The sequence below is a fragment of the Streptomyces sp. NPDC004752 genome (assembly GCF_053601275.1).
In genome coordinates, this window is record NZ_JBSGBN010000116.1 from 11,872 (window position 1) to 30,809 (window position 18,938).

Here is an 18,938-nt window from a genome sequence, read left to right on the forward strand (position 1 = left end):
ATCAGCAAGGCACTTCCGAGATGCAAGTTTCCCATACGTCGGCGGCGGTCTCCGCCGCGTTCGATGACGCGAATCTGATCGCGCATGCCGGGCTGGTCCCGGTGATGCGGCTGGCCGAGCGGTGTGCTCTGCCCCGGTTGGTGACGGAGAAGGTGAAGCTGACCGGGGCAGGCAACGGCGCGGGTGCGGCGGCGGACGCCAAGGTCACCAGCATCGTGGCCGGGATGGTCGCGGGTGCGGACAGCGTCGACGACCTTCACGTGCTGCGCCACGGTGCGATGCCGGCCGTGTTCAAAGGGATCCGCGCCCCGTCCACCCTGGGCACCTTCCTCCGCTCCTTCACCCACGGTCACGCTCTCCAACTCCACGCCGTCCACCGGAGGTTCCTGGCCGCGCTGACTGCGCACACCCCACTGCTGCCCGGCGCCGGCGAGAAGGCGTTCATCGACGTCGACTCCACCCACAAGCGCGTCTACGGCCGTACCAAGCAGGGCGCCGAGTACGGCCGGTTCAAGGGAGTGCGCACCCTGCACCCCCTGCTCGCCACGGTCTGCACCCCCAACTCGCGGCCGGTGATCGCCGCGGTGCGGATGCGCCGCGGCAAAGCCGCCGATTCCCGCGGCGCCCCGAAGTTCGCCGCCGAGGCCCTGGCCACCGCCGTCGAGGCCGGCTGCACGGGCATCCGTATCCTGCGCGCCGACTCGCAGTTCTACAACGCCGGTGTGATCGCCGCCTGCCGCCGGGCCGGCGCGCACTTCTCCGTCACCACCGGCATGAACCCCTCCATAAGACGGGCCATCGCCGCGATCCCCGACACCGCGTGGCAGCAGATCACCTACCCGACCGCGGTGCCCGATCCCGGGACCGGCGACCTCATCTCGGACGCCGAGGTCGCCGGGATACCCGCATACACCGCGTTCGCCAGCCGCAGGAAAGCAGGCCGGGCCACCGCCCGGCTGATCGTCCGCCGGGTCCGTGACCTGGCCAGACCCGCCGTCGTCGGCGAGCAGGGCGAGCTGTTCCCCGTCTGGCGCCACCACCCGTTCTTCACCGACAACCCCGCCCCCACCCTCCAGGCCGAGCGCGAACACCGTCACCACGCCGCCGTCGAGCAGGTCATCGCCGACAGCAAGGCCTCCGCCCTGGCCCACCTGCCGTCGGGACACTTCAACGCCAACGCCGCCTGGCTCACCCTGTGGGCGATGGCCACAACCTGCTCCGCGCTACCGGCGCACCGACCTCCGCCTTCCACGCCAGGGCCACCACCGCCACCCTGCGCGCCCACCTGGTGCACGTTCCCGCCCGGATCGCCCGCTCAGCCCGCCGCATCACCCTGCACCTACCGCACAACTGGCGATGGCAGCACGCCTGGACGCACCTCTTCGGCACAGTCCGCCACCCACCCGAACCCGCCTGACAGCCTCTGCCCACCGCCCGCCAGGGCCCGACCGGAACCAAAAAGGTGGAAAAGCTGGGCAGACCAGCAGATACGACCTGCCCACCACAGCCGCCAACCCGAAAACAACCCAGAAGACCATCAGGAGATCATTCTCAAACCATGTCGGTGGATCGAGTCTAAGACAGCCCCTCGCTCGCCGCGCCCCACCGGCCGACGAACTCCTCCAGGGCGCGGCGCTGCTGTTCCTCGCGGGCGATCTGCTGCGCGAGCACGCCACGGTCGATGTACGGGTCGGCTGCGGCGAGCATCAAGCGCTGGAGTTCGGCCGGCTCCAGCGCCTCCACCTCGCGCGGGACGGACGTGGGACGGTGGCTGGCGCGGCAGCGTCAACATGTCGCCTTCACCCCCCTGCGATCCCCGGGCGCCCGCCGCGTTGTGCGGCTGTCGGCAACTCGGCCGGTGCCCGGCTTCGGGGCTAGAGGTCCTGGACGGCACGCAGGGCCTGGTCCACCCGGGCCATGGCCGCAGCGTCGACGGGGCCGACGAGCTTTGCTCCCTCGAACCGGTTGACCCGCAGCTGCGTGATGTTGACGGCGACCGCGGTGCACGGGACCGGATCGCCGATCACCACCGACATGGCCGTGTCGGGGTACCGGCCGCTCTCATGCAGCACGATCACGAGCACGGCGCCGTAGGACTCTTCCAGGCCGGTCAGGCTGATGATCAGGACGTTGCGGCCGTCGGGAATGGCCCAGATCTCACCGCGTTTCACAGGGTGTCGCCCTCGCCCGCCAGGTCGTCGCCGAGGCCGAGCGCGGCAAGCTGCCGCGCGGCGTCGAGGGTCGCGGAGCGGCGGGCGGCGCGCACCACGTACGCGTTCACGCTCATGCCGGCCCCGGCGGCGGCCGCCCTGATCGAGGGGGCGAGATCATCGGGGATGCGCAGGGTCATGGTGGTGACAGACATGACTGCAAGAATAGCCACCGGTTCACGGTGGCGTAAGGCGGTTACGGCCGGGACGCCAGCGGCACCTGGCCGCACGAAGCGGACCCCGGGCCTGCGCCACAGGCCCGGGACGGGCAGGCTGGAGAGGTACGGACGAGGGACGTCCGCGCCGGGCAGACCTACCGGCGCGAAGTGCCGTACACCCTGCCCTCCGGCCGCTACGGGCGCGAGCCGCTCGCCGGCTCCTTCTGGCAGCTGACATGGCTGCGCAGGTGGTGGTTCGCCCTGACGGTCACCAACACCGACTGGGCTCGCGGCGATTTCGGCGCGGGGCGGGTGAACCCGTCCGCTCTGCGGCAACCGTACTCGGGAGTTGAGATTGGTAGGCGTCGTTGATCGTGTAGTCGGTGTTCGGCTGCCCGCTGTCGTGGATGGGGAGCGAGCGTTACGGGGTGTCGGTCGCGCCGTACTTCCATCCCTCGGCGGAAGCGATCGCCGAGGTCACGAGTCTGCTCGCGCCCGGCAACAGCCGACACTGACCACCCCAGAAGCCCCCGGACCGGGCTGTCACCCCTACGAGGGAGTCTGCCTTCGGGGCCGGGGTGGAAGCCTCATGGAGCAAGATCGTCCGTTTTCGTCCACCATGGAGGCACTCTTGAAGTCACGTATGGCACGCGCAGTCGGTGCGGGCGCGGTGGCCCTGACCGCAGCCCTGGCGATGCCCGCGGCTGCGGCTCAGGCCGCCCCCCAGACGGTGCGCGTGACCGTCGGGCAGGGCCCGTCCGCGTGCATGCCGGGAATGGTCTGTCTCTACGAGAACTACGACCTGAACGCGGGCGGTCCCGCCCGAGTCCTGCAGACCGACGAGGACATCGACTGGCTGGGCAACTACGGCTTCAACGACCGGACCAGCTCGGTGTGCAACTTCACCGGCCACGTCGCTGCGCTCTACAAGGACCGCAATTACGGCGGAATCCGCGGGCATGTCGTGTTCCCGGGCGAGTGCAGGGACGTCCCGGCCGAGTTCAACGACGAGGCGTCCTCTCTGCGGCTGTCCTGAGCAGTGCCCGCGCGGCCGGGCGCGTGGAACTGCTGCGCCCCGGCCGCCGTCGCGAAGTGCCGGGCCGGAAGACTGTCGGAAATGGTCTCAGTGGCCCTCGACGACCACGCCGCCGCTATCCCCGCTGCCTCATCGGATGACGGCGCTCACGCTTCCTCGGCGGCATCCGGGTCGCGCAGCGGCCGCGGGCCCCCGGGGAACTCCGGCAGTTGGAAAGAGTAGCGGCCGAACATCGCTTCAGCAGCGACGTCTTGCCGTCGACCCCATATCACGACAGCTCCGCCAGCCGCCACGGCGGTATCCCGGACACGTCCACCTCGCCCATCCCGAGGTATCTCCTCCGCCCGCCCCAGCGCCCCCTTCATCTGCGGCTCCGAGATCCGCACCGGCCCCCGTAGCCGGTCCAGCTCCGACACCCGGGCGCCCGGCGGCACGGCCAACAGCGAGTCCAGCAACGCCCGCTGGCCGGTGCTCGACAGGCCGTACAGGGTGTCCCACAGCCTGTTGTTCGCCGCCTCCCGGACCGTGCCCACCAGCCGGGCCGGACGGCTCGCCCCTGGCAGCAACACCCGGCGCTCACGTAGCCACCCGGCCGCCGCGTCGAACAGCGACTTCGGCCCGTCGCTGGTCATCCAGGCCCGCGCATCCAGCGACTCACTCAGGTCGTCTCGCACCTCGGCGAAGTCCGGCCAGCCCTCGGCCTGCTGGATCTCCAAGGCGTGCGTACGGGCCGTCCCGTCACGCGCCGTACTCCTTCAGGCACGACGGATCGGGTTGGCCTCCAACCTCACCCAACAAAGTGGTGTCCGCTCGCCATCACGCGGACGCCACGCGGGATAGCCTCATTCAGAACGCGCGAGAGGCCTCACCTTGTGGGGGCTGCCGCTCGTCAGTCCCCTCTCCTATGTGGGTTGATTCGCCCATTTTGGTCATATGTGCCGTGGCTCACAAAATTGCCGTGGCCATCGCAGTCACCGCCGAACAGGTACCTGCCTTTGGGCTGCAGCGGCCCGAAAATCTGCGTGCCGTCAGTGCACTTGGTCCATGCGCCGGACCGACCGCTGGTCACAGTGCAGCGGTCCACCCACGAGCGGGGGCCAGTCACCGCGCCCGTGCAGCTTGCAGCGGCAGCGTGCGCACTGGGTGCAAGCACTACACCGCCTGCCAGCACGCTGACTCCAATGGCTGCCGAAGCAAGCGTGCGCCTCCACACCTGCAACCTATACGCCACGTCAACCCCCTTTGCGCATCAGACTGCGCCTCGTCTGGCTCACTTATCAATTCGACGATAGGTGTGCCTACCGGAAGCCGCCTTAGCAATCAGTCCACACCTCTTCGCATTCCGTCCACGACCAGCAGGGGCACGCTCGGTCCGATCCGGCCCCTCGGGGAAGCAGTGCACACAGCGGCGCAATCAGGGATCGGGTATTTACGGCAGCTCGAACGCGTCCCACAGGACGTGGCGGCGAAGTGCAGTTGTGATGGGTGCAGTTGCAGGCCATCGGCCCGGGTGATGGCCTTACCGGGTGCGGAGAACGGCGCTGCCAAATGGCCAGCAGTGTTCGGGCAGGTATCGCACCCCGCCCTCGGCCGGAGAACGTCGGCCCGTGGTCGTCCTGCAGGTGGGCACCGGCCGCCAGGCCGCCGCCTGCAGGATGGTCAGCAGCTCGGCCTTGAGTGTCTCCGTTTGCTCCGGCGTGGTCGCGGCCGCGGGTGTCTCCAGCAGATGTGCCTTGAGGACGGCGGGGATGTCCAACTCCCACGGTCCGCGCCGGGACGGCTGGCGGGGGATGGGCCGGGCGTAGGAGTCGTCGTAGAGCTGGGCGAGGAACTTCAGCGCCTGGGCGTCAGAGACATCGGTGATGCGCTCGCGGGCCGGGGCGCCGGGGCGCGGCCCTCCGCCTCATGCAGGTGGCGCACGAGCGTCAGCCGCAGGGCCTGCGGGGCGGGCACGTAGCGCGGGTGGGTGCGCAGGTCGTGGACGGGGCCGCTGCTGAGCGCGGCGCCTACCCCTGCGGCTGCTGGCCGGCCCCGTGACGGCGGTCAGCTCACGGTCGTCTATCTGTGGAAGTATTCCTGCACGACGCCGGACGGTGCTGCACCTCTGCTCTTCCCGAACCCGGAGGGAACGGGACCGTACTTCCAGGCGAAGCGGCGCAGGCGGTAGGCGATACGGGTGCCGCGTTCGCCTGTGTTGTCGGCGGCGGTGGCGGTTTTCCAGCAGACGGCTGCTGCTCTTTTGAAGAACGTGTGCGCGGATGCGGGTTCGTGGTGGGCGGCGGTGACCTCTACCAGCAGATGCTCCGGTCCCTGTGTTTTTGTCTTGGCGGGTACGCGCTTGCTGGCGTTGTACGGGAGAAGCCGGCTGGGCAGTTGCCCGGCGGGCGCTGCCTGCTGCTTCACGGTGCCGGTGTGCTCGCGGGTGCTGGACGCCGCGGCGACGATGACGCCCAGCCGCTCGGCGAACTGCGTTCCGGGCAAGGGGATCTCAAGGTCGGGATGATGGTCGTAGCCGATGGCGACGGCGGTGGCCACGAATTCGATGACGGCCTGCGCGGTTGGGGTGTGCCTGCGTGGTGTGGTGCGGTTGAGACGGTTCAGGACGCGCAGGACGGTGGCAAGGCTGGCATCGGCGGCCGTCACGCAATAGGCCGGGGCGTCCTCATCACCGTCGGTGCCGTCGGGTGGCGTGATGGCGCCGGCCTGGGCGCGCCACAGGGCGGCGGCGTGGAGGTCGCCCTGGGCGAGGTGCTGCAGGTAGAGGCAGTAGGAGGCGGAAGCGTCGCCCGCGCCGGCGGCGTACTGCCACCAGAAGCGGGCGCCGTTGTCGGCGCCTGCGAGTTGCAGGGCGCAGCCCAGGATCCGGGCGGTGCGTGGCTGCGGTACCTGGTCGGTGAGGAAGTCGGCGAGCTGGTCTGCGGTGCAGTGGGTGAGAACGGCCTCGCACAGGGCGGCAAGGCTCTGTGCGGCGGTGTTGTCGGCCGGGTCTGTCCGGCCGCCGTCCCACAGCAGCAGACCGTCCAGCAGCAGGCTGTCGCCGGTGCAGTCTTCGTACGGGACGACGTCGGAGGGGACGTGGGGCTGGTGCAGCAGCCGTGACTGGGCGAGGAGGTCTTCGACGGTGCTCATGGCGGGGTGGTCACTCCTGGGTGTCGGTGTCGGGGAAGAGGTCGTTCAGTGCCCGTCGGGCGTGGTGGTCCAGGGTGTGGGTGATGGCCGGGGGCAGGCCGACGATGCCGGGATGGCGTCCGGGTGGATGCCGCACAGGTACCGCAGGACGGTGATGTCCATCTGGTCGGCGGGCAGGCCGGCGATCGCGTCGAAGAGCTGTGCGAGGACCTCGATGTGGGCCAGGCGCTCGGCCAGGTCGGTGATCCGGGCCTGGTCGGCGGTGGAGAACGCCGCCGCGCGCAGGTCGGGGTGTCCGCCGGGCCGCCTGGGGATGCGGGAGAGGACCTTCGTACGCAGCAGCTCCCAGGCGTGTCGGGGCTGGCGGTCGCCTCGTCCCAGGTGAGCCAGAGAATGTCGAAGGTCTCACCGGCCGCCTGCCGGGCACGCTGCTCGGTCTGCAGGAATGCCTGTGCGTAGGCGGTGTAGGGCTGCCACATGGCCTGGGCGAGTCCCTGGTGGGCGACGGGCTGTTCGTCGCCGTCGCCGGGCTGGACGTCACCGATCCGGTTCCTGATCCAGTCGGCGTCCTTGTCGGCTTCCCAGGCGGCCGCCTGCCACAGCCGGCGCAGCGGGCCGACGGGTATGTCCAGGGCGCGCACCACGCTGTAGGTGATCTCCCAGCGGGGGTAGTAGCCCTTGCCGCCCAGGAGTTCGGACAGGCGGGTCTTGGAGTACCCGGAGCGGCCGACGAGTTCGTCGAGGGTTAAGCCGCTCGCGACGAACCGGCTGCGGAGCGGCTCCAGCCACGACCGGTGCGCCATGCCGGCACTCTCACAGATCGGCTCCGGGGGGCGGCCCCGGCGATGGGGGGGCTCCCCCGCGGGCTGCTCGGGCACCTGGGGCGGCTTCACGATGCCGGCTCCTCAGCCCGGTCCGGTGCTGAGGCCGGCGAACCCGCCGCCGACGCCGACGTGGTGCAGGACCGGGACCGGGTGTCCGTGCCGCTGAGCGCGGAGACGGTCTGCTGGATGAGAAGCCCCAGCGAGGGCAGCAGCGCGGCCACGGCCGCCAGCTGCCCCAGCACGGTCATCACCGTGCTCCACGTGAGGACCGCCGCCAGCACGACCGCGGTCATCACCTGCCTTGCTGTCATGTGAACCTTCCCTCAATGGAAGAAGCGTCCGGAAAGGCCCCTCCGGGACGGTGCTCAAGCCCCCCGGGAGGAGTTGGACGACAGCATGGTGCGCCGGGCGCACAACACTCAACGTGATCATGAAGTTACGGAACAATGGCACCACGTCAGTCACCGGGCACCGTCGGCTCCTTACGTCACGACCGCCACAAGGACCGGCAGATCATGGCGGAATGAACCCTTTTGATGTCGGAACCGTACTTCCCATTGCGGCACCGACCGGATGACGCACCATGGAACACGGGCGCCTCCCCCGGCGCCGCACCTTCCCGTCTGGAAGGCCACGCGGTCCCCTCGTGCTCAAGAACAACCGGAGGGCAACCGCACCCGCTTCCGCCCAGCCGCCCACGCGCTGGGCGGAAGCGGACCCGCCGCGCGGGAGCCGCACACCCGAGCCACCTGCAGCCGCCCAGCTCCTGCACTGCCGTCGTCACTGCCACCGGGCAGCTGCTTGAACGCCCCGGGGCGTTCAGCCGGGCCGTCAGTGCAGCCACCGCGCCGCCGCTGTCCTGTTCGGCGTCCCGGCGCAGTGCACTGGGCACCGGGGTGTGTCTACCGCCAGCGGTAGAAGAGGGCTTCGCCGGGCCGTGATCCCAGGTGCATCGGGACGCCGGCCAGTACTTCCCCGACGTCGACCGTCTGTCCGGACTCCAGCACGCTGAAGCCCTGCCGCGCGTAGTACGGGCCGAGGCCGCGCTGCGTTTCGAACTCACCGAACAACATCAGGTAGTTCATCTGCCAGTGGAGTTGAGCGCACTGCTTCAGCAGTGCCGCCCCGATGCCGCGGCCGCGGGCGTCCTCGCGCACCGCGAGTGCCTTGATCTTCGCGTAGCTGGGAAAACACCGAAAGCCCTTGGACTGCCATGCCATGCCCAGCTCAGAAGCAGGTACTGAACCCCAAGATCACCGATAGAGTCGGGCTCAGCGGGCGGCCTTCTTCTGCAGCGCCCATACGTAGTCCCACTTGCCGTGCGTGCGTTTGGGTTTGGTGTCGGCGAATGCCTGGATGGTCGGCCACAGTCCGGTGGCACCGGCTGCGATCGTCGAGCTGAGGGCAAGCGTACTTTGGAGCGCTTCGGGCCGGACGGCGGCAAGGACGGCACTCGTCGTACCAAGTACGGCGCCGGAACGGCTGAGAGCCCGGGACCGGGCCGCACTGTTCATCTCGGCGGTAGCAGCGTTCAACTCGTCACGGATGGCGAGCGCTACTCGTTCCAGGGCTATCTGGGAGTCGACCGCTTCCAGTGCATCGTCGAGTTCGAGAAGCCGGGAACGCATGAAGTCGCGGTGCTGACGGTACGAGTCGAATTCCTCGATGGTAACTTGTGCGAAGTCACTGAGGATGAGCCCGTTGATGAAGGGGAGATCAATCTCCAGGATCGGCCGGACTACCCTGCTGGCGAGAGGCTTTGTTCTCGTCAGATCCACGGCTCGGCCATGCTCCACCAAAAAGTCGATGGACCGGTCACTGAACGAAGGAAGCGGACCAGGCTCAGGATCGATAGGCGCGTCCTCGTCATACCCGCCAGCGCTGCCGTTTATGAAGACGGGTCCGTACCAGGCCAGCCCGCTGCGCAGCAGAGCCTCGGCGTCCAGGAGCCACTGGCTCAACTCGACAAGATCCCTGGTCACCATGCCGTAGCGCCAGCTTACGTCGACGGAGCCCAGTGACTCACCATCGCCTCCCGTGCTGTGCGAGTAAAAGGAATCTCCGAGCAACCCGAGTTCGTGCACCACTCCGATGCCGTGGTCAGACAACAGCATCGTGTCCGCGACCAGGGCGACCCGCTTGGTCACATGCGTGAAACTACCCAAATCTGAGGACATCCCAACGTAATACGGCGAGGTCGACGCGTCCTTCGCTCTCAGGAGACGCTGGTAGTTGGGCCTGACCGTGCGACCGTACAAAAGGGCAACGTCTTGAACAGACGCCCTCTCCTGTACCGAGAGCGAGTCGTAAAACTCGTTCATACAGGTTGCCACGGGACGGTCCTGCCAGGCCCGGTAATTCTGCCACGCTCGCCGTACGCGTCGGAACATACGCAAAGTATGACGGGCGGCCAAGCGTCCAGTCCGGCAGTCGCCATCTTGGCTTCTCCAGCTGCCCCGTTCACCAACACTCCGACTATCAGCTCACCAACCCGATCCGGCTCGCCGACGGCATCTGAGCTGAGTCCTGTTCGATTTTTGACCTGGGCTAACGCTGTTCGGAGGCTTGAAAACAGGCACTTACGCCGGAGGGCTCGTCGAGAAGAATCCGCCGATGCTCCGTGTCAGCCGGGTGGCTTCGGACAGCCCGTACTTGAAGGCGAGGATCGCGTAGACCATGACGATGAACGCCACCATCGCCGTCCTGGGGAGCCAGACGCTCGTGGATGGCGGTGGCAGGGTCCGCGTGGTGCATGACGCGGTGTTGGGCCAGCGGGGCGAAGGACTTGTTGATGGCCGGGATCACGTCCCAGTCGGCGTCGGTGAAGCCGACGCGTACGTAGGCGATGGTGCCGCCATGTGCGCGAACGTCGGCGATAGCCCCTTCCGCACGACCGAGCAGCGCGTTGCGGGTCCCGCCTTCTGGCAAAGCGGCCAGGATCGCGGGCTGGTAGTCCATGACGAGAAGCGCGGTGTGCACGGGGTCAAGAACGGAAGCAGTGCTCACGTGAGTGTTCTCCTTGCTGGTGGTGTGCGACCGATCGAGGCAGGCGCGTCGACGGAGTCTGCGGCCTGCGGCCTGCGGGCTTCAGCGGCAAGTTGCGGTATGTCATGAGTGGCCACGAGCCAGTTCCGGCTCGTGCTGCGTCATCTGGTCGCGTCGGGGAAGCAGGAGCGGGGTGGCCAGAATGAGCAGTCCCGCGACTGTGAGAGCGGTGCGTGGGCTAGTGATGTCGGCGAGCAGTCCGGCGAGCGCGGTGAGGATCGCGATGGACGCCTGCTGGCCGATCGACCAGGCCGACAGGGTGCGGGCGACGAGGTGCTTCGGCGTGCGTTCGAGCCGGTAGGTGGCGAGCACCGGGGTGTACAGGCTCATGTTGATGATGATGGCCAGCTCGACGGCCATCACGGTGACAAGGCCGACGACGCCGGGACGGACGAAGGCCAGGCCGATCAGCCAGATGGCACGCAGGGTGCCGACGGTCCGGAAGACCCAGTGCCGGCCGAAGCGGGCCACGACACGGCGGGCCAGCCGGGAGCCGATGAGTCCGCCGAGGCATGGAGCGGCGAAGGCGAGGGCGTACTGCCAGGGTGGGAACCCGAGCTGGCGAAGCAGGAGCACGGCCAGCAGCGGCTCGGTGGCCATGATCAGACCGCCGACGAGCATGTTGTTGAGGTAGAGCGACCGCAGACCGGGGTGGCCCATGATGTGTCGCCAGCCGTCGAGCAGTGCGCCTGCCCGGACCGGGCTCTTTTCGGTTGTTCGCGTTGCTTCTTCGTGGCTGCGGATCGCGGTGATGCCCAGCGCGGAGAGCAGGTAGCTGAGCGCGTCGGCGACCACGGTGGTGACCGGCCCGAACAGGCCGATCGCCGCCCCGCCCAGTGGTGGCCCGACCGCGATGGAGCTCCAGTTCGTGGACTCGAACCGCGCGTTGGCGACGAGCAGGTCGTCCGGTCGGACGAGGGCCTTGAGATAGGCGCCGCTGGCCGCGTTGAAGGCGATCTTGGCTGCGGCGACCACGGCCGAGACCACGAGCAGCTGGACGAAACTGAGCCATCCGAAGGCGTAGGCGACGGGGATCGTCGCCATGGCCGTGAACCGGGCCAGGTCCATCATGATCATGACCGGGCGCTTGCGCCGGAACTCCACCCACGGCGCGAGCGGCACCGCGATCAGCGCACCCACCGCAGGCCCCACCGCGGACAGCGCGGACACCTCAGCGGGTCCGGCATGCAGCACCAGCACGGCGATCAGCGGCAATGCCCCGAACCCCAGCCCGGACCCGTAGGCGCTCACCGCATATGACGCCCACAGCCAGCCGAACTGCCGGCCCAACCGTCTCCTGCCCACCATGCTCAGCGCACTCCCGTTGAAGTCCCACCCGAACAAACTGACGTTGACCGATGAGAGATAAGCGGGCAGGACAACAGCAGGTCAAACAACTGACCTGCCAGCAATCCACAACTACAAGTTGTTCACTAAGGTGGGTCGGCGTGGATCTCGAAGCAGTACGTACCTTCGTCGCCGTGGCGGAAGCGGGCCAGTTCCAGAAAGCCGCCGCCGACCTGTCGATCACTCAGCAGGCCGTGTCCAAACGCATCGCCGCGCTGGAGCGCACCCTCGGCGTTCGGTTGTTCACCCGTGCCCCACGCGGCGCTGAGCTCACCATCGACGGTCAGGCGTTCCTGCCCCACGCACGCGAGCTGCTGCGCGTCGCCGAGCGTGCAGGCGCGTCCGTGCGCCCCGGCCGCCGTCCGCTGCGCGTCGACGTGCTCGCCTCGCGCAGCGCGCAGTCGGGCCTGATGCGCGGCTTCCACCGCGCACACCCCGACATCGACCTCGACGTGATGATGCTCTTCGACATCGAGACGGCCGTCACCGCCATTCTCTCCGGTGCGATCGACGCGTCCTTCCGCGCCGTCGCCGCACCCGGCCGGCCCCTTCCCGAGAACATCGCCTCCGTCCGGGTCCTCGACGAGCCCCTCCAACTCCTCACCGGCCCCGCCCACGCACTGGCGGGCGCCCGGTCGGTGCCCCTCGCCCAGCTCACCGGGCACCGGATCTGGATGCCCGGCATCGCCCCCGGTACCGAGTGGGGCGCCTACTACGACGACCTCGTCGCCGAGTTCGGCCTCACCATCGAGGTGACCGGCCCCAACTTCGGCACCGACGCGCTCCTCGACACCATCGCCGACACCCCGGCCCTGGCCACCTTCATAGGCGAGCCCACCCGCCTCATCTGGCCCGCCGACCACGGCCTGCGCCGCATCCCGGTGACCGACCCGACGCCCGTCTACCCACACTCGCTCCTCTGGCACCGCGACAACCCCCACCCCGCGCTGGCCACCCTCCGCACCCACCTCGCCGCCACAGCGGCCGGCTACGACGCCGCCGGGACCTGGAGGCCGGGCTGGGTGATTCCGCGCTGAGCTTGTTCTTTATGGTCCGAGGTCGAAATAGGTCTCGAACTAGGCCGCTCACCTGGGAGTTCGCCGGACGTGGAGGCGGCCTTCGCCTGATCATGTGCTCCGACCAAGGACACACGTGACCAAGACGAAGGCCGTGAGGGTGAGTCTGCTGCCTGACACCGGTCCCGGGGAAGCGTTCGCGAAGGCGTCACGCTTCCGGGAGGACTTATTCGACTGCCTGACCGCGCGCGGGGACGAACTGTTCGACCTCGCCGACGCGTTGCTGTGCGCGGACGGCCCGGTAAGGACACCGGTGGACCTGACGCTGGTGGCCGAGCACCAACGCGGGCACGGCGCGATGTACGACGCGCTGAACAACGGGACCGTGGACGTGCCCCGGCTGCGGCAGGTGCTGGCGGGCCTTCCCATGCCGCAGGCCGCCGACGGCCGCCTGGTCCTCGCCGTCGACATCAGCAACTGGCTCCGCCCCGACGCCCCCACCAGCGCGGAGCGTCTGTTCTGCCACGTCTACGGCCGCAACGGACGGACCTCGGACCAGTTCATCCCCGGCTGGCCGTACTCCTTCGTCGCCGCCCTGGAATCGGGCCGGACGTCCTGGTGCCAACTCCTGGACGCCGTCCGCCTCGGGCCACGAGGACGACGTCGCCGAGGTCACTGCCGCGCAGGTCCGCCGGGTCGTCACCGACCTGATCGAGATGGGCCGCTGGCACGCGGGCGACCGCGACATCCTGATCGTGTTCGACGCCGGATACGACGCCCCGCGCATGGCCCACCTCCTGGCCGGCCTCCCTGTCGAGGTCCTCGGGCGAATGCGCTCCGACCGCGTCATGCGACGGCGCACGCCCACGCTCAAGGAGTACTCCCTGGCCTACCCCCAGGGCGGACGGAGGCCGAAGCACGGCAAGGAGTTCCGCTTCGCCAGGCCCGAGACCTGGGGCGACCCGGACGCGGCCACCACGCAGGTCACCGACCGGTACGGCACCGCCCGCGCGATGTCCTGGGACCGCATCCACCCCCGCCTGACCACACGCTCCGCCTGGATCGACCACACCGGCGAACTCCCCGTCATCGAGGGCACGTTGATCCGCCTCCAGGTCGACCGCCTTCCCGGCGGCCAGGACCCGCTGCCGCTCTGGCTGTGGTCGTCGGCCACCGGACTGAGCGCGGAAGACGTCGATGTCCGCTGGCAGGCGTTCCTGAGGCGCTTCGACCTGGAACACACCTTCCGGCTCATGAAGCAGACCCTGGGCTGGACCCGGCCGAAGCTCCGCACCCCCGAGGCCGGTGAACGCTGGACCTGGATCGTGATCGCCGCACACACCCAGCTCCGCCTCCTTCGCCGGGCCGCCACCGATCTGAGACGGCCGTGGGAGAAGCCGGCCGAGCCCGGCAGGCTCACCCCGGCCCGGGTCCGCCGGGGGTTCAGAAACCTCCGCCCGCACCTGCTCTGCCCGGCCCGTGCGCCAAAACCCTCAACGCCCGGTCCTGGAAGGCCACTTGGCTCGAAGAACCGGCGACCCGCCACCCACTACGGCATGGGCAAAACCGTGAAACGACCAGAAACCATCATCGAACGAAACCGACTCAGACCATAAAGAACAAGCTGAGTGCCTATTCCTGAAGCGTTCGCGTCAAAACGCCGCCGTGGGGGTGCTGAGGGGATGCGGAGAGGTAGACATGAAGGGTGCCAGACAGCAACGAACCGGACGAGGGTTAGGGTCTGCCGGAACTGTGCGATCTCTGCGGGACGGTCGTCTCCGACGGAACAATGCACTCGTGCCGGACTCCTCCGTGGTCCACGCCCATGACGCGAAGTTCGACGGGAAGCGCTTCATCACCGCTTGCTCGCGCGAGCACCTGGCTGAACTGGTCGAACAGTACAAACAGCGGCCGTTCGTGGACGCCGAGCTGTGGGCAGGAAAGATCGGCCGGGCGATCGAGGCTCACGGTGGAAGGATCAGCCCGGAGGAGTTGGCTGAGGAGACCGGGCTCACTGAGGGCGAGATCGAGCTCGGGGTGCTGTGGCAGAACCTCGGCGCCCACCGCTGGCACCAGCGGTTCGGGAAAGGCGACGGCCCGCAGACGGAGTGATCAGCGCCTCGGGCGAAGTCCGATTTCTGAAACCTGCGCAGGTCAGGCGGCCTGTGGGGGCTGACGTCGCGCCGTTCGGCGGGCCGGGCCTCGCGGCGGGTGAGCCGCCGGCCAGTGTGCTTTCGGCGGACGCCGAAGCTCATCCGGCAATCTGACCCTGAGGGGCTGCACGTCTCTCTCCCGTTGAGCGGGGCATTACGCACGGTCCGGGGCATGGAGGAGGTTGTGCACGGTCCGGGCAGCCTGTGTGTCGTCGACACATCTCGCTCCGTCGATGTTCATGGGGGCGACGACTCCCTTCCCCATACGGGAGTTGGGCTAGAGGTCCCCAAAGCGCTGCTGCCTCTCCCACGGAACCGGCTCGACCAGGTGACTGGTCTGCGGTTGTCAGCGCAGGAAGGATTCGGCGCCCTGTTAGCCCAACTGCTCACCCAGCTTGCACGGGGCACCGATTCCTACCAACCCTCCGACGGGCCGCGGCTCGGCTCAGTGGTGGTCGACCTGCTGTCCGCGCTGTTCGCCCACGCCCTCGAAGCAGACAGCTCCCTCCCACCAGAAACTCACCGGCAGACCTTGATTTTACGTATCCGTACCTTTATCCAGAGGAACCTTCAAGATCCACACCTGACTCCAAGCACCATTGCCGCTGCGCATCACATCTCCCGCAGCCACCTGTACCGCCTCTTTGAGCACGAAGAAGAGTCGATTGGTGGTTGGATCCGTAGCCAGCGCCTGGAGCACACCCGCCGCGATCTGGCAGACCCCAATCTGCACAGCACTCCCATCCACGCGATTGCCTCTCGCTGGGGTTTCCCACGAGCCGCCGACTTCAGCCGGGCGTTCCGTACCGCCTACGGCATCCCGCCCAAGGACTACCGTCGCCTTGCCACTTCGCAGTGCCGGGAGACTGGCCGCTAAGGAACTGAGGATTGTCTGCTAATGACACTCCAGGGCTTCTTGGCCACCCTGGTGAATCGACGCTGGTCGAGGCCCTGAACGGCGTCTTCAAGACCGAGCTGATCGAAGGTCAGGGCTCTGAGAGGGAGTTTGGCCAGGTCAAGCGGGCGATCTTCGAGTCTTCGTGGATTCGCACGCCCAAATCGCAGACTCGAAAGGAACTTGCTTTGCGGATCACGAGAACTGCCATGAACACCGCCCTTTTCCACACTGACCGGCACAACGAGGGAGCGCAGTGAAGAGGCGATTGGTCAGGATCTTTACCCCGCTGGCAGTCAGCGCGGCAATCCTTGGTGTCACCACGCCACTCGCGTCGGCTGCTCCCGAGCTGGAGGTGGATGTCGCCGAGAAGCTCGAAGGCGGGCATCCCGACTGGACGTACAGCAAATGCGTGTCAAGTAACAACGGTGAGGTCTGTTACAACAGGGCCACCGACGATTTCTGGGTGAAGGACCTGGACCGTGATGGGAACCCTTCAACTGCCTGGTGGGACGTAGGCACTCGTAGGGGGCAATGCATATCCCGCGCCGGCGCGAACGACCATTGGGCCTACTGCCGGAAGAACCTCCCGGAAGGGCGCACAGTTGTTCTGTGGTCCTTGGGCGACGATGGCCTCAAGTACAAGGTCACTTCACCGACTTGACCTCGCTGAGGGCGTGCAGGGCGCACGCGAACCCAAGAGCCGCGGTTGGAGAGCCCCCGTCCTTGGCGAAGGCGGTGGTGTCGGCGGCGCTGATCCAGCGTCCGTACTTGTTCAGCGGGCGTGGCGGGACCCGATTGCTGGTTGGCCGGCAGCGCTGGCCGGTGTCCGGGGAGGCGGCACCGTGGGCAGGGCGAAGTCGAGCCGCTTGTCCATCTCCAGCCGGAACGTGCCGTACGGGTTGATGTTCGACCAGAAGAGCGCGGTCAGCCCGCGCCGGTCCTCGTCCGACAAGTGAAGCCGAACACCTCTGCTGCGCAGGAGGCTCGCTCGGCGTGCTTGTCGGCAAGATCGGCGAGGTGCTCGGCGGCTGCTTGTTCGTCTTCGCTGAGCTGGTCCCGGGCCTGCTCAGTATCTCCTCCGCCCCCCCCTTTTCGGCGGTCAACGGCAGGTTCATCACCGTTTGCTAGACGGCGATCGGATTCAATTCCACGGTGCAGCCGGATCCAATCACGATGAGCCTGTCCCCTGGCACACCGGGCAGCTGGCCAACAAAACTGACCGAGTTGGTGCAGTACTCCTGGTACCGGGCGGTTGCGCTGGCACGGAGCACGACCGCGCGGGACCCATCCTGACTGGGGTAGGGGTGAGTACCAGAGGAGGGGGTGGTCTGTACGGAGGTGTCGCAAGAAAGGCCGGCAGCGTTGGGTTCTGCCAGCCCTAGCCTCCTCGCGGCTTCGTTGATCACATCGACGGGATAACCAGGCGGGGGGTTGGTCAGGTCAACGGTACCCAGCCCGCATACCAGCGCCGGGGTCTCCTCGGGGGCTGCCTCCGCAGGTACAGCCAGGGCAAGGGTGGCCAGAACCAGTGAGACGACAGCGAGAGTCCTCTTCATGTTCCTGATGATTGCCTGTGCACCACCAACAGGCCCGACCTTCGGCCTGCGGTCACCCGGACGAGGTAACACGCCGGGCGTCCGTCGCGGTAAGCAAGCAACGGGGTTCGTCGACGCGCTCGGCACCGGCGGCCTGCTTGGCCAGGTCGAGGGCCGCACCGTCGCCGATGTGCTCGCCTGGCTCGCGGCCACCCCGCTGACCTGGAGAAAGAGCATCGAGTACGTGGCCATCGACATGTCCACCACCTACCGCGCCGCCGTCCGCACCGGCCTCCCGCACTCCACCGTCGTGGTCGACCACTTCCACGTCGTCCAGCTCGCCAACAAGATGCTGTCCATGGTCCGGCGCCGCACCACCGCCGAGTGCGCGGCCGACGCGGACGCGCCAGTGACCCGGAATGGAAAGCCAGGCGGCGCCTGCTGCGCAACCGCGAGGACCTCACCGACGAGCAGTTCGCCACGATGTGGAACACGCTGCTGGGCGAGGGGACGATCGGCCAGACACTGCTGACGGCATGGATCGCCAAGGAGAACCTGCGCAACCTCCTCGCCCTGGCGAGAACCGGCGCTGACCGCCACCAAGCCGGCCACGCTCGCTGGAAGTTCCTCACGTGGTGCGCGGACTCCGACATCCCCGAGGTGCGGCAGCACCGGCGACCGCTGGTGGCCGGAGATCGAAGCGTCCGTCGTCATCCGGGGCACCGGAGTGGAGTCCACTGAGTGGAGCCCACTCGATGTCGGGCATCGCCACCGGATGCAGAACATCGCGGGTTCCACTCGGTGGACGATGCCCGGCATCGTCACCACAGCCAGGCGGTGGAGTGCCGCACCCGGGACAGGGCTCGGGCGTCGCGGCGCGCGGCCGCGTTGCCGATCCGGCTCTGCCGGGAGCGGGGCCGGCGCGAGTTCCCCGCGGCGAGGCGGCGCCTGGCGGCGTCCTGGAGCCGTCGGCGCTGCTTGCGCAGCTCCTGCTTCTTCGCGGCCTTGGACTTCGGCTTCCGGGGGCGCTTCCAGATCGGCTGCCACCCCACGGGCGCATCGGCCTCGGGCTCCTGGTCCTCATCGAGCGCGGCGGCCATCTCCGCGCGGGCGGCACGGGCGCAGGCGAGGGCCTCTTCGGCGTTGGGCTGTTCTTCCGGGGTGCTCACGCGACTCCTCCTGAACTCCGGCCCGGCGTGTGCTGTACGCCGGGCTGCTGGGTGTGCGGCGGCAGGACCGCCGCCGGGGCGGGCTGCGGACGCAGGCCGTAGGCGGCCTCGCGCGCCCGCCTGCTGTCCCGGAGCGTGGCGGCCACCTTCGCAGCGGCGGCTTCGAGGGTCTGGCGGGTCTGCTCCACCGCGTCGACGTCGATGCCGGTCTCCGGCTCCAGGAGGCGGCCGTCCTGCCGCCCGGCGCGCAACGACTGCGGATGCGACGACCTCGAGGCGGCGGGCACCGCGACGGCGTACGGGTGGGGGCGGGAGCCCAGGCGCTCCGCACGCCGCGCAGCGCGTCGGCGGATCCTCGTACGACCGCGACGACATCGTGAAGGCCGCGCAGGCCGCCCACCGGGCCGCCGTCGGCAAG

General features: G+C 68.4%; 22 protein-coding genes and 4 pseudogenes. 11 read left to right on the plus strand and 15 right to left on the minus strand.

Annotation, left to right across the window (positions count from 1 at the left end; translation table 11 throughout):
* The first annotated feature begins 20 nt into the window (after positions 1 to 20).
* Positions 21 to 1,417: pseudogene (locus ACWEKM_RS35100) on the plus strand (IS1380 family transposase).
* Between the two features lie 158 nt (positions 1,418 to 1,575).
* Here ACWEKM_RS35100 and ACWEKM_RS35105 read toward each other — a convergent pair.
* The 3 genes from ACWEKM_RS35105 to ACWEKM_RS35115 all read right to left on the minus strand — a co-directional run bounded on the left by ACWEKM_RS35105 (position 1,576) and on the right by ACWEKM_RS35115 (position 2,365).
* A complete protein-coding gene (locus ACWEKM_RS35105) occupies positions 1,576 to 1,743 on the minus strand; it encodes a hypothetical protein (protein WP_451625319.1) in 168 nt (55 codons plus the stop codon).
* A gap of 131 nt (positions 1,744 to 1,874) precedes the next feature.
* Positions 1,875 to 2,171 (minus strand): hypothetical protein, encoded by a 297-nt coding sequence (locus ACWEKM_RS35110; RefSeq protein ID WP_451625320.1) that lies wholly within the window; start codon positions 2,169 to 2,171, stop codon positions 1,875 to 1,877.
* Entirely contained in the window at positions 2,168 to 2,365 is a 198-nt protein-coding gene (locus tag ACWEKM_RS35115; RefSeq protein WP_451625321.1) for a toxin-antitoxin system HicB family antitoxin, read from the minus strand. The genes ACWEKM_RS35110 and ACWEKM_RS35115 overlap by 4 nt, the downstream gene beginning before the upstream one ends.
* 171 nt (positions 2,366 to 2,536) lie before the next feature.
* On the opposite strand from ACWEKM_RS35115, the gene ACWEKM_RS35120 reads away from it, so the two are divergent.
* Positions 2,537 to 2,740 (plus strand): hypothetical protein, encoded by a 204-nt coding sequence (locus ACWEKM_RS35120; protein ID WP_451625322.1) that lies wholly within the window; start codon positions 2,537 to 2,539, stop codon positions 2,738 to 2,740.
* A 271-nt stretch (positions 2,741 to 3,011) separates the two neighbouring features.
* Positions 3,012 to 3,404: a peptidase inhibitor family I36 protein gene (locus ACWEKM_RS35125; RefSeq protein ID WP_451625323.1), complete on the plus strand. Its 393-nt coding sequence runs from the start codon at positions 3,012 to 3,014 to the stop codon at positions 3,402 to 3,404.
* Positions 3,405 to 3,675: 271 nt separating this feature from the next.
* Here the strand turns inward: ACWEKM_RS35125 and ACWEKM_RS35130 are convergent.
* From ACWEKM_RS35130 to ACWEKM_RS35170, 9 genes and pseudogenes are all read right to left on the minus strand, one after another.
* Positions 3,676 to 4,175: pseudogene (locus ACWEKM_RS35130) on the minus strand (DUF4158 domain-containing protein); the annotation flags it as partial.
* 748 nt (positions 4,176 to 4,923) lie between these two features.
* Complete coding sequence (locus ACWEKM_RS35135) at positions 4,924 to 5,160, minus strand: hypothetical protein (RefSeq protein ID WP_451625324.1); 237 nt, start codon at positions 5,158 to 5,160, stop codon at positions 4,924 to 4,926.
* Positions 5,161 to 5,462: 302 nt separating this feature from the next.
* Positions 5,463 to 6,533 carry a hypothetical protein gene (locus tag ACWEKM_RS35140; protein WP_451625325.1) on the minus strand — a complete coding sequence of 357 codons (1,071 nt, stop codon included), beginning with the start codon at positions 6,531 to 6,533 and terminating at the stop codon, positions 5,463 to 5,465.
* Positions 6,530 to 7,336: a helix-turn-helix domain-containing protein gene (locus ACWEKM_RS35145; RefSeq protein ID WP_451625326.1), complete on the minus strand. Its 807-nt coding sequence runs from the start codon at positions 7,334 to 7,336 to the stop codon at positions 6,530 to 6,532. Before ACWEKM_RS35145 ends, ACWEKM_RS35140 begins: the two co-directional genes overlap by 4 nt.
* An 86-nt stretch (positions 7,337 to 7,422) precedes the next feature.
* On the minus strand, positions 7,423 to 7,668 hold the full coding sequence (locus ACWEKM_RS35150) for a hypothetical protein (RefSeq protein ID WP_451625327.1): 246 nt from the start codon (positions 7,666 to 7,668) through the stop codon (positions 7,423 to 7,425).
* Positions 7,669 to 8,259: 591 nt separating this feature from the next.
* Complete coding sequence (locus ACWEKM_RS35155) at positions 8,260 to 8,577, minus strand: GNAT family N-acetyltransferase (protein ID WP_451625328.1); 318 nt, start codon at positions 8,575 to 8,577, stop codon at positions 8,260 to 8,262.
* 51 nt (positions 8,578 to 8,628) lie between these two features.
* Complete coding sequence (locus tag ACWEKM_RS35160) at positions 8,629 to 9,504, minus strand: hypothetical protein (protein WP_451625329.1); 876 nt, start codon at positions 9,502 to 9,504, stop codon at positions 8,629 to 8,631.
* A 400-nt stretch (positions 9,505 to 9,904) separates the two neighbouring features.
* Positions 9,905 to 10,363, minus strand: coding sequence for a hypothetical protein (locus ACWEKM_RS35165; protein ID WP_451625330.1), 459 nt, complete (start codon positions 10,361 to 10,363; stop codon positions 9,905 to 9,907).
* 102 nt (positions 10,364 to 10,465) lie between these two features.
* Positions 10,466 to 11,710 (minus strand): MFS transporter, encoded by a 1,245-nt coding sequence (locus ACWEKM_RS35170; protein WP_451625331.1) that lies wholly within the window; start codon positions 11,708 to 11,710, stop codon positions 10,466 to 10,468.
* 140 nt (positions 11,711 to 11,850) lie between these two features.
* On the opposite strand from ACWEKM_RS35170, the gene ACWEKM_RS35175 reads away from it, so the two are divergent.
* From ACWEKM_RS35175 to ACWEKM_RS35195, 5 genes and pseudogenes are all read left to right on the plus strand, one after another.
* Positions 11,851 to 12,786 carry a LysR family transcriptional regulator gene (locus tag ACWEKM_RS35175; protein ID WP_451625332.1) on the plus strand — a complete coding sequence of 312 codons (936 nt, stop codon included), beginning with the start codon at positions 11,851 to 11,853 and terminating at the stop codon, positions 12,784 to 12,786.
* 139 nt (positions 12,787 to 12,925) lie between these two features.
* Positions 12,926 to 14,381 (plus strand): annotated as a pseudogene (locus ACWEKM_RS35180) (NF041680 family putative transposase).
* Positions 14,382 to 14,562: 181 nt separating this feature from the next.
* Positions 14,563 to 14,877, plus strand: a complete 315-nt coding sequence (locus ACWEKM_RS35185) for a hypothetical protein (RefSeq protein ID WP_451625333.1) — start codon at positions 14,563 to 14,565, stop codon at positions 14,875 to 14,877.
* A gap of 102 nt (positions 14,878 to 14,979) precedes the next feature.
* Positions 14,980 to 15,795 (plus strand): annotated as a pseudogene (locus ACWEKM_RS35190) (helix-turn-helix domain-containing protein); the annotation flags it as partial.
* Between the two features lie 11 nt (positions 15,796 to 15,806).
* A complete protein-coding gene (locus ACWEKM_RS35195; RefSeq protein ID WP_451625334.1) occupies positions 15,807 to 16,073 on the plus strand; it encodes a hypothetical protein in 267 nt (88 codons plus the stop codon).
* A gap of 515 nt (positions 16,074 to 16,588) precedes the next feature.
* Here the strand turns inward: ACWEKM_RS35195 and ACWEKM_RS35200 are convergent.
* Entirely contained in the window at positions 16,589 to 16,768 is a 180-nt protein-coding gene (locus tag ACWEKM_RS35200) for a hypothetical protein (RefSeq protein WP_451625335.1), read from the minus strand.
* A gap of 41 nt (positions 16,769 to 16,809) precedes the next feature.
* Between ACWEKM_RS35200 and ACWEKM_RS35205 the strand changes: the two genes are divergently transcribed.
* The 3 genes from ACWEKM_RS35205 (at position 16,810) to ACWEKM_RS35215 (ending at position 18,092) form a co-directional block, all read left to right on the plus strand.
* The gene (locus ACWEKM_RS35205; RefSeq protein ID WP_451625336.1) at positions 16,810 to 16,944 is read left to right on the plus strand and encodes a hypothetical protein; all 135 of its coding nucleotides are present in this window, start codon (positions 16,810 to 16,812) and stop codon (positions 16,942 to 16,944) included.
* Between the two features lie 426 nt (positions 16,945 to 17,370).
* Entirely contained in the window at positions 17,371 to 17,883 is a 513-nt protein-coding gene (locus ACWEKM_RS35210; protein ID WP_451625337.1) for an ISL3 family transposase, read from the plus strand.
* Positions 17,793 to 18,092 carry a hypothetical protein gene (locus tag ACWEKM_RS35215; RefSeq protein ID WP_451625341.1) on the plus strand — a complete coding sequence of 100 codons (300 nt, stop codon included), beginning with the start codon at positions 17,793 to 17,795 and terminating at the stop codon, positions 18,090 to 18,092. The genes ACWEKM_RS35210 and ACWEKM_RS35215 overlap by 91 nt, the downstream gene beginning before the upstream one ends.
* An 80-nt stretch (positions 18,093 to 18,172) precedes the next feature.
* On the opposite strand, the gene ACWEKM_RS35220 is transcribed toward ACWEKM_RS35215, so the two are convergent.
* Both ACWEKM_RS35220 and ACWEKM_RS35225 read right to left on the minus strand, forming a co-directional pair.
* Positions 18,173 to 18,520, minus strand: coding sequence for a hypothetical protein (locus tag ACWEKM_RS35220; RefSeq protein WP_451625338.1), 348 nt, complete (start codon positions 18,518 to 18,520; stop codon positions 18,173 to 18,175).
* Positions 18,517 to 18,807 carry a hypothetical protein gene (locus ACWEKM_RS35225; protein WP_451625339.1) on the minus strand — a complete coding sequence of 97 codons (291 nt, stop codon included), beginning with the start codon at positions 18,805 to 18,807 and terminating at the stop codon, positions 18,517 to 18,519. The genes ACWEKM_RS35220 and ACWEKM_RS35225 overlap by 4 nt, the downstream gene beginning before the upstream one ends.
* Positions 18,808 to 18,938 lie beyond the last annotated feature (131 nt).

What these genes read in the sequence shown, in the direction of transcription:
- ACWEKM_RS35115 (WP_451625321.1), bottom strand. Translation starts at nt 2,365, where the DNA reads ATGTCTGTCACCACCATGACCCTGCGCATCCCCGATGATCTCGCCCCC.
- ACWEKM_RS35125 (WP_451625323.1), top strand. Translation starts at nt 3,012, where the DNA reads ATGGCACGCGCAGTCGGTGCGGGCGCGGTGGCCCTGACCGCAGCCCTG.
- ACWEKM_RS35140 (WP_451625325.1), bottom strand. Translation starts at nt 6,533, where the DNA reads ATGAGCACCGTCGAAGACCTCCTCGCCCAGTCACGGCTGCTGCACCAG.
- ACWEKM_RS35145 (WP_451625326.1), bottom strand. Translation starts at nt 7,336, where the DNA reads ATGGCGCACCGGTCGTGGCTGGAGCCGCTCCGCAGCCGGTTCGTCGCG.
- ACWEKM_RS35150 (WP_451625327.1), bottom strand. Translation starts at nt 7,668, where the DNA reads ATGACAGCAAGGCAGGTGATGACCGCGGTCGTGCTGGCGGCGGTCCTC.
- ACWEKM_RS35155 (WP_451625328.1), bottom strand. Translation starts at nt 8,577, where the DNA reads ATGGCATGGCAGTCCAAGGGCTTTCGGTGTTTTCCCAGCTACGCGAAG.
- ACWEKM_RS35170 (WP_451625331.1), bottom strand. Translation starts at nt 11,710, where the DNA reads ATGGTGGGCAGGAGACGGTTGGGCCGGCAGTTCGGCTGGCTGTGGGCG.
- ACWEKM_RS35210 (WP_451625337.1), top strand. Translation starts at nt 17,371, where the DNA reads ATGTTCCTGATGATTGCCTGTGCACCACCAACAGGCCCGACCTTCGGC.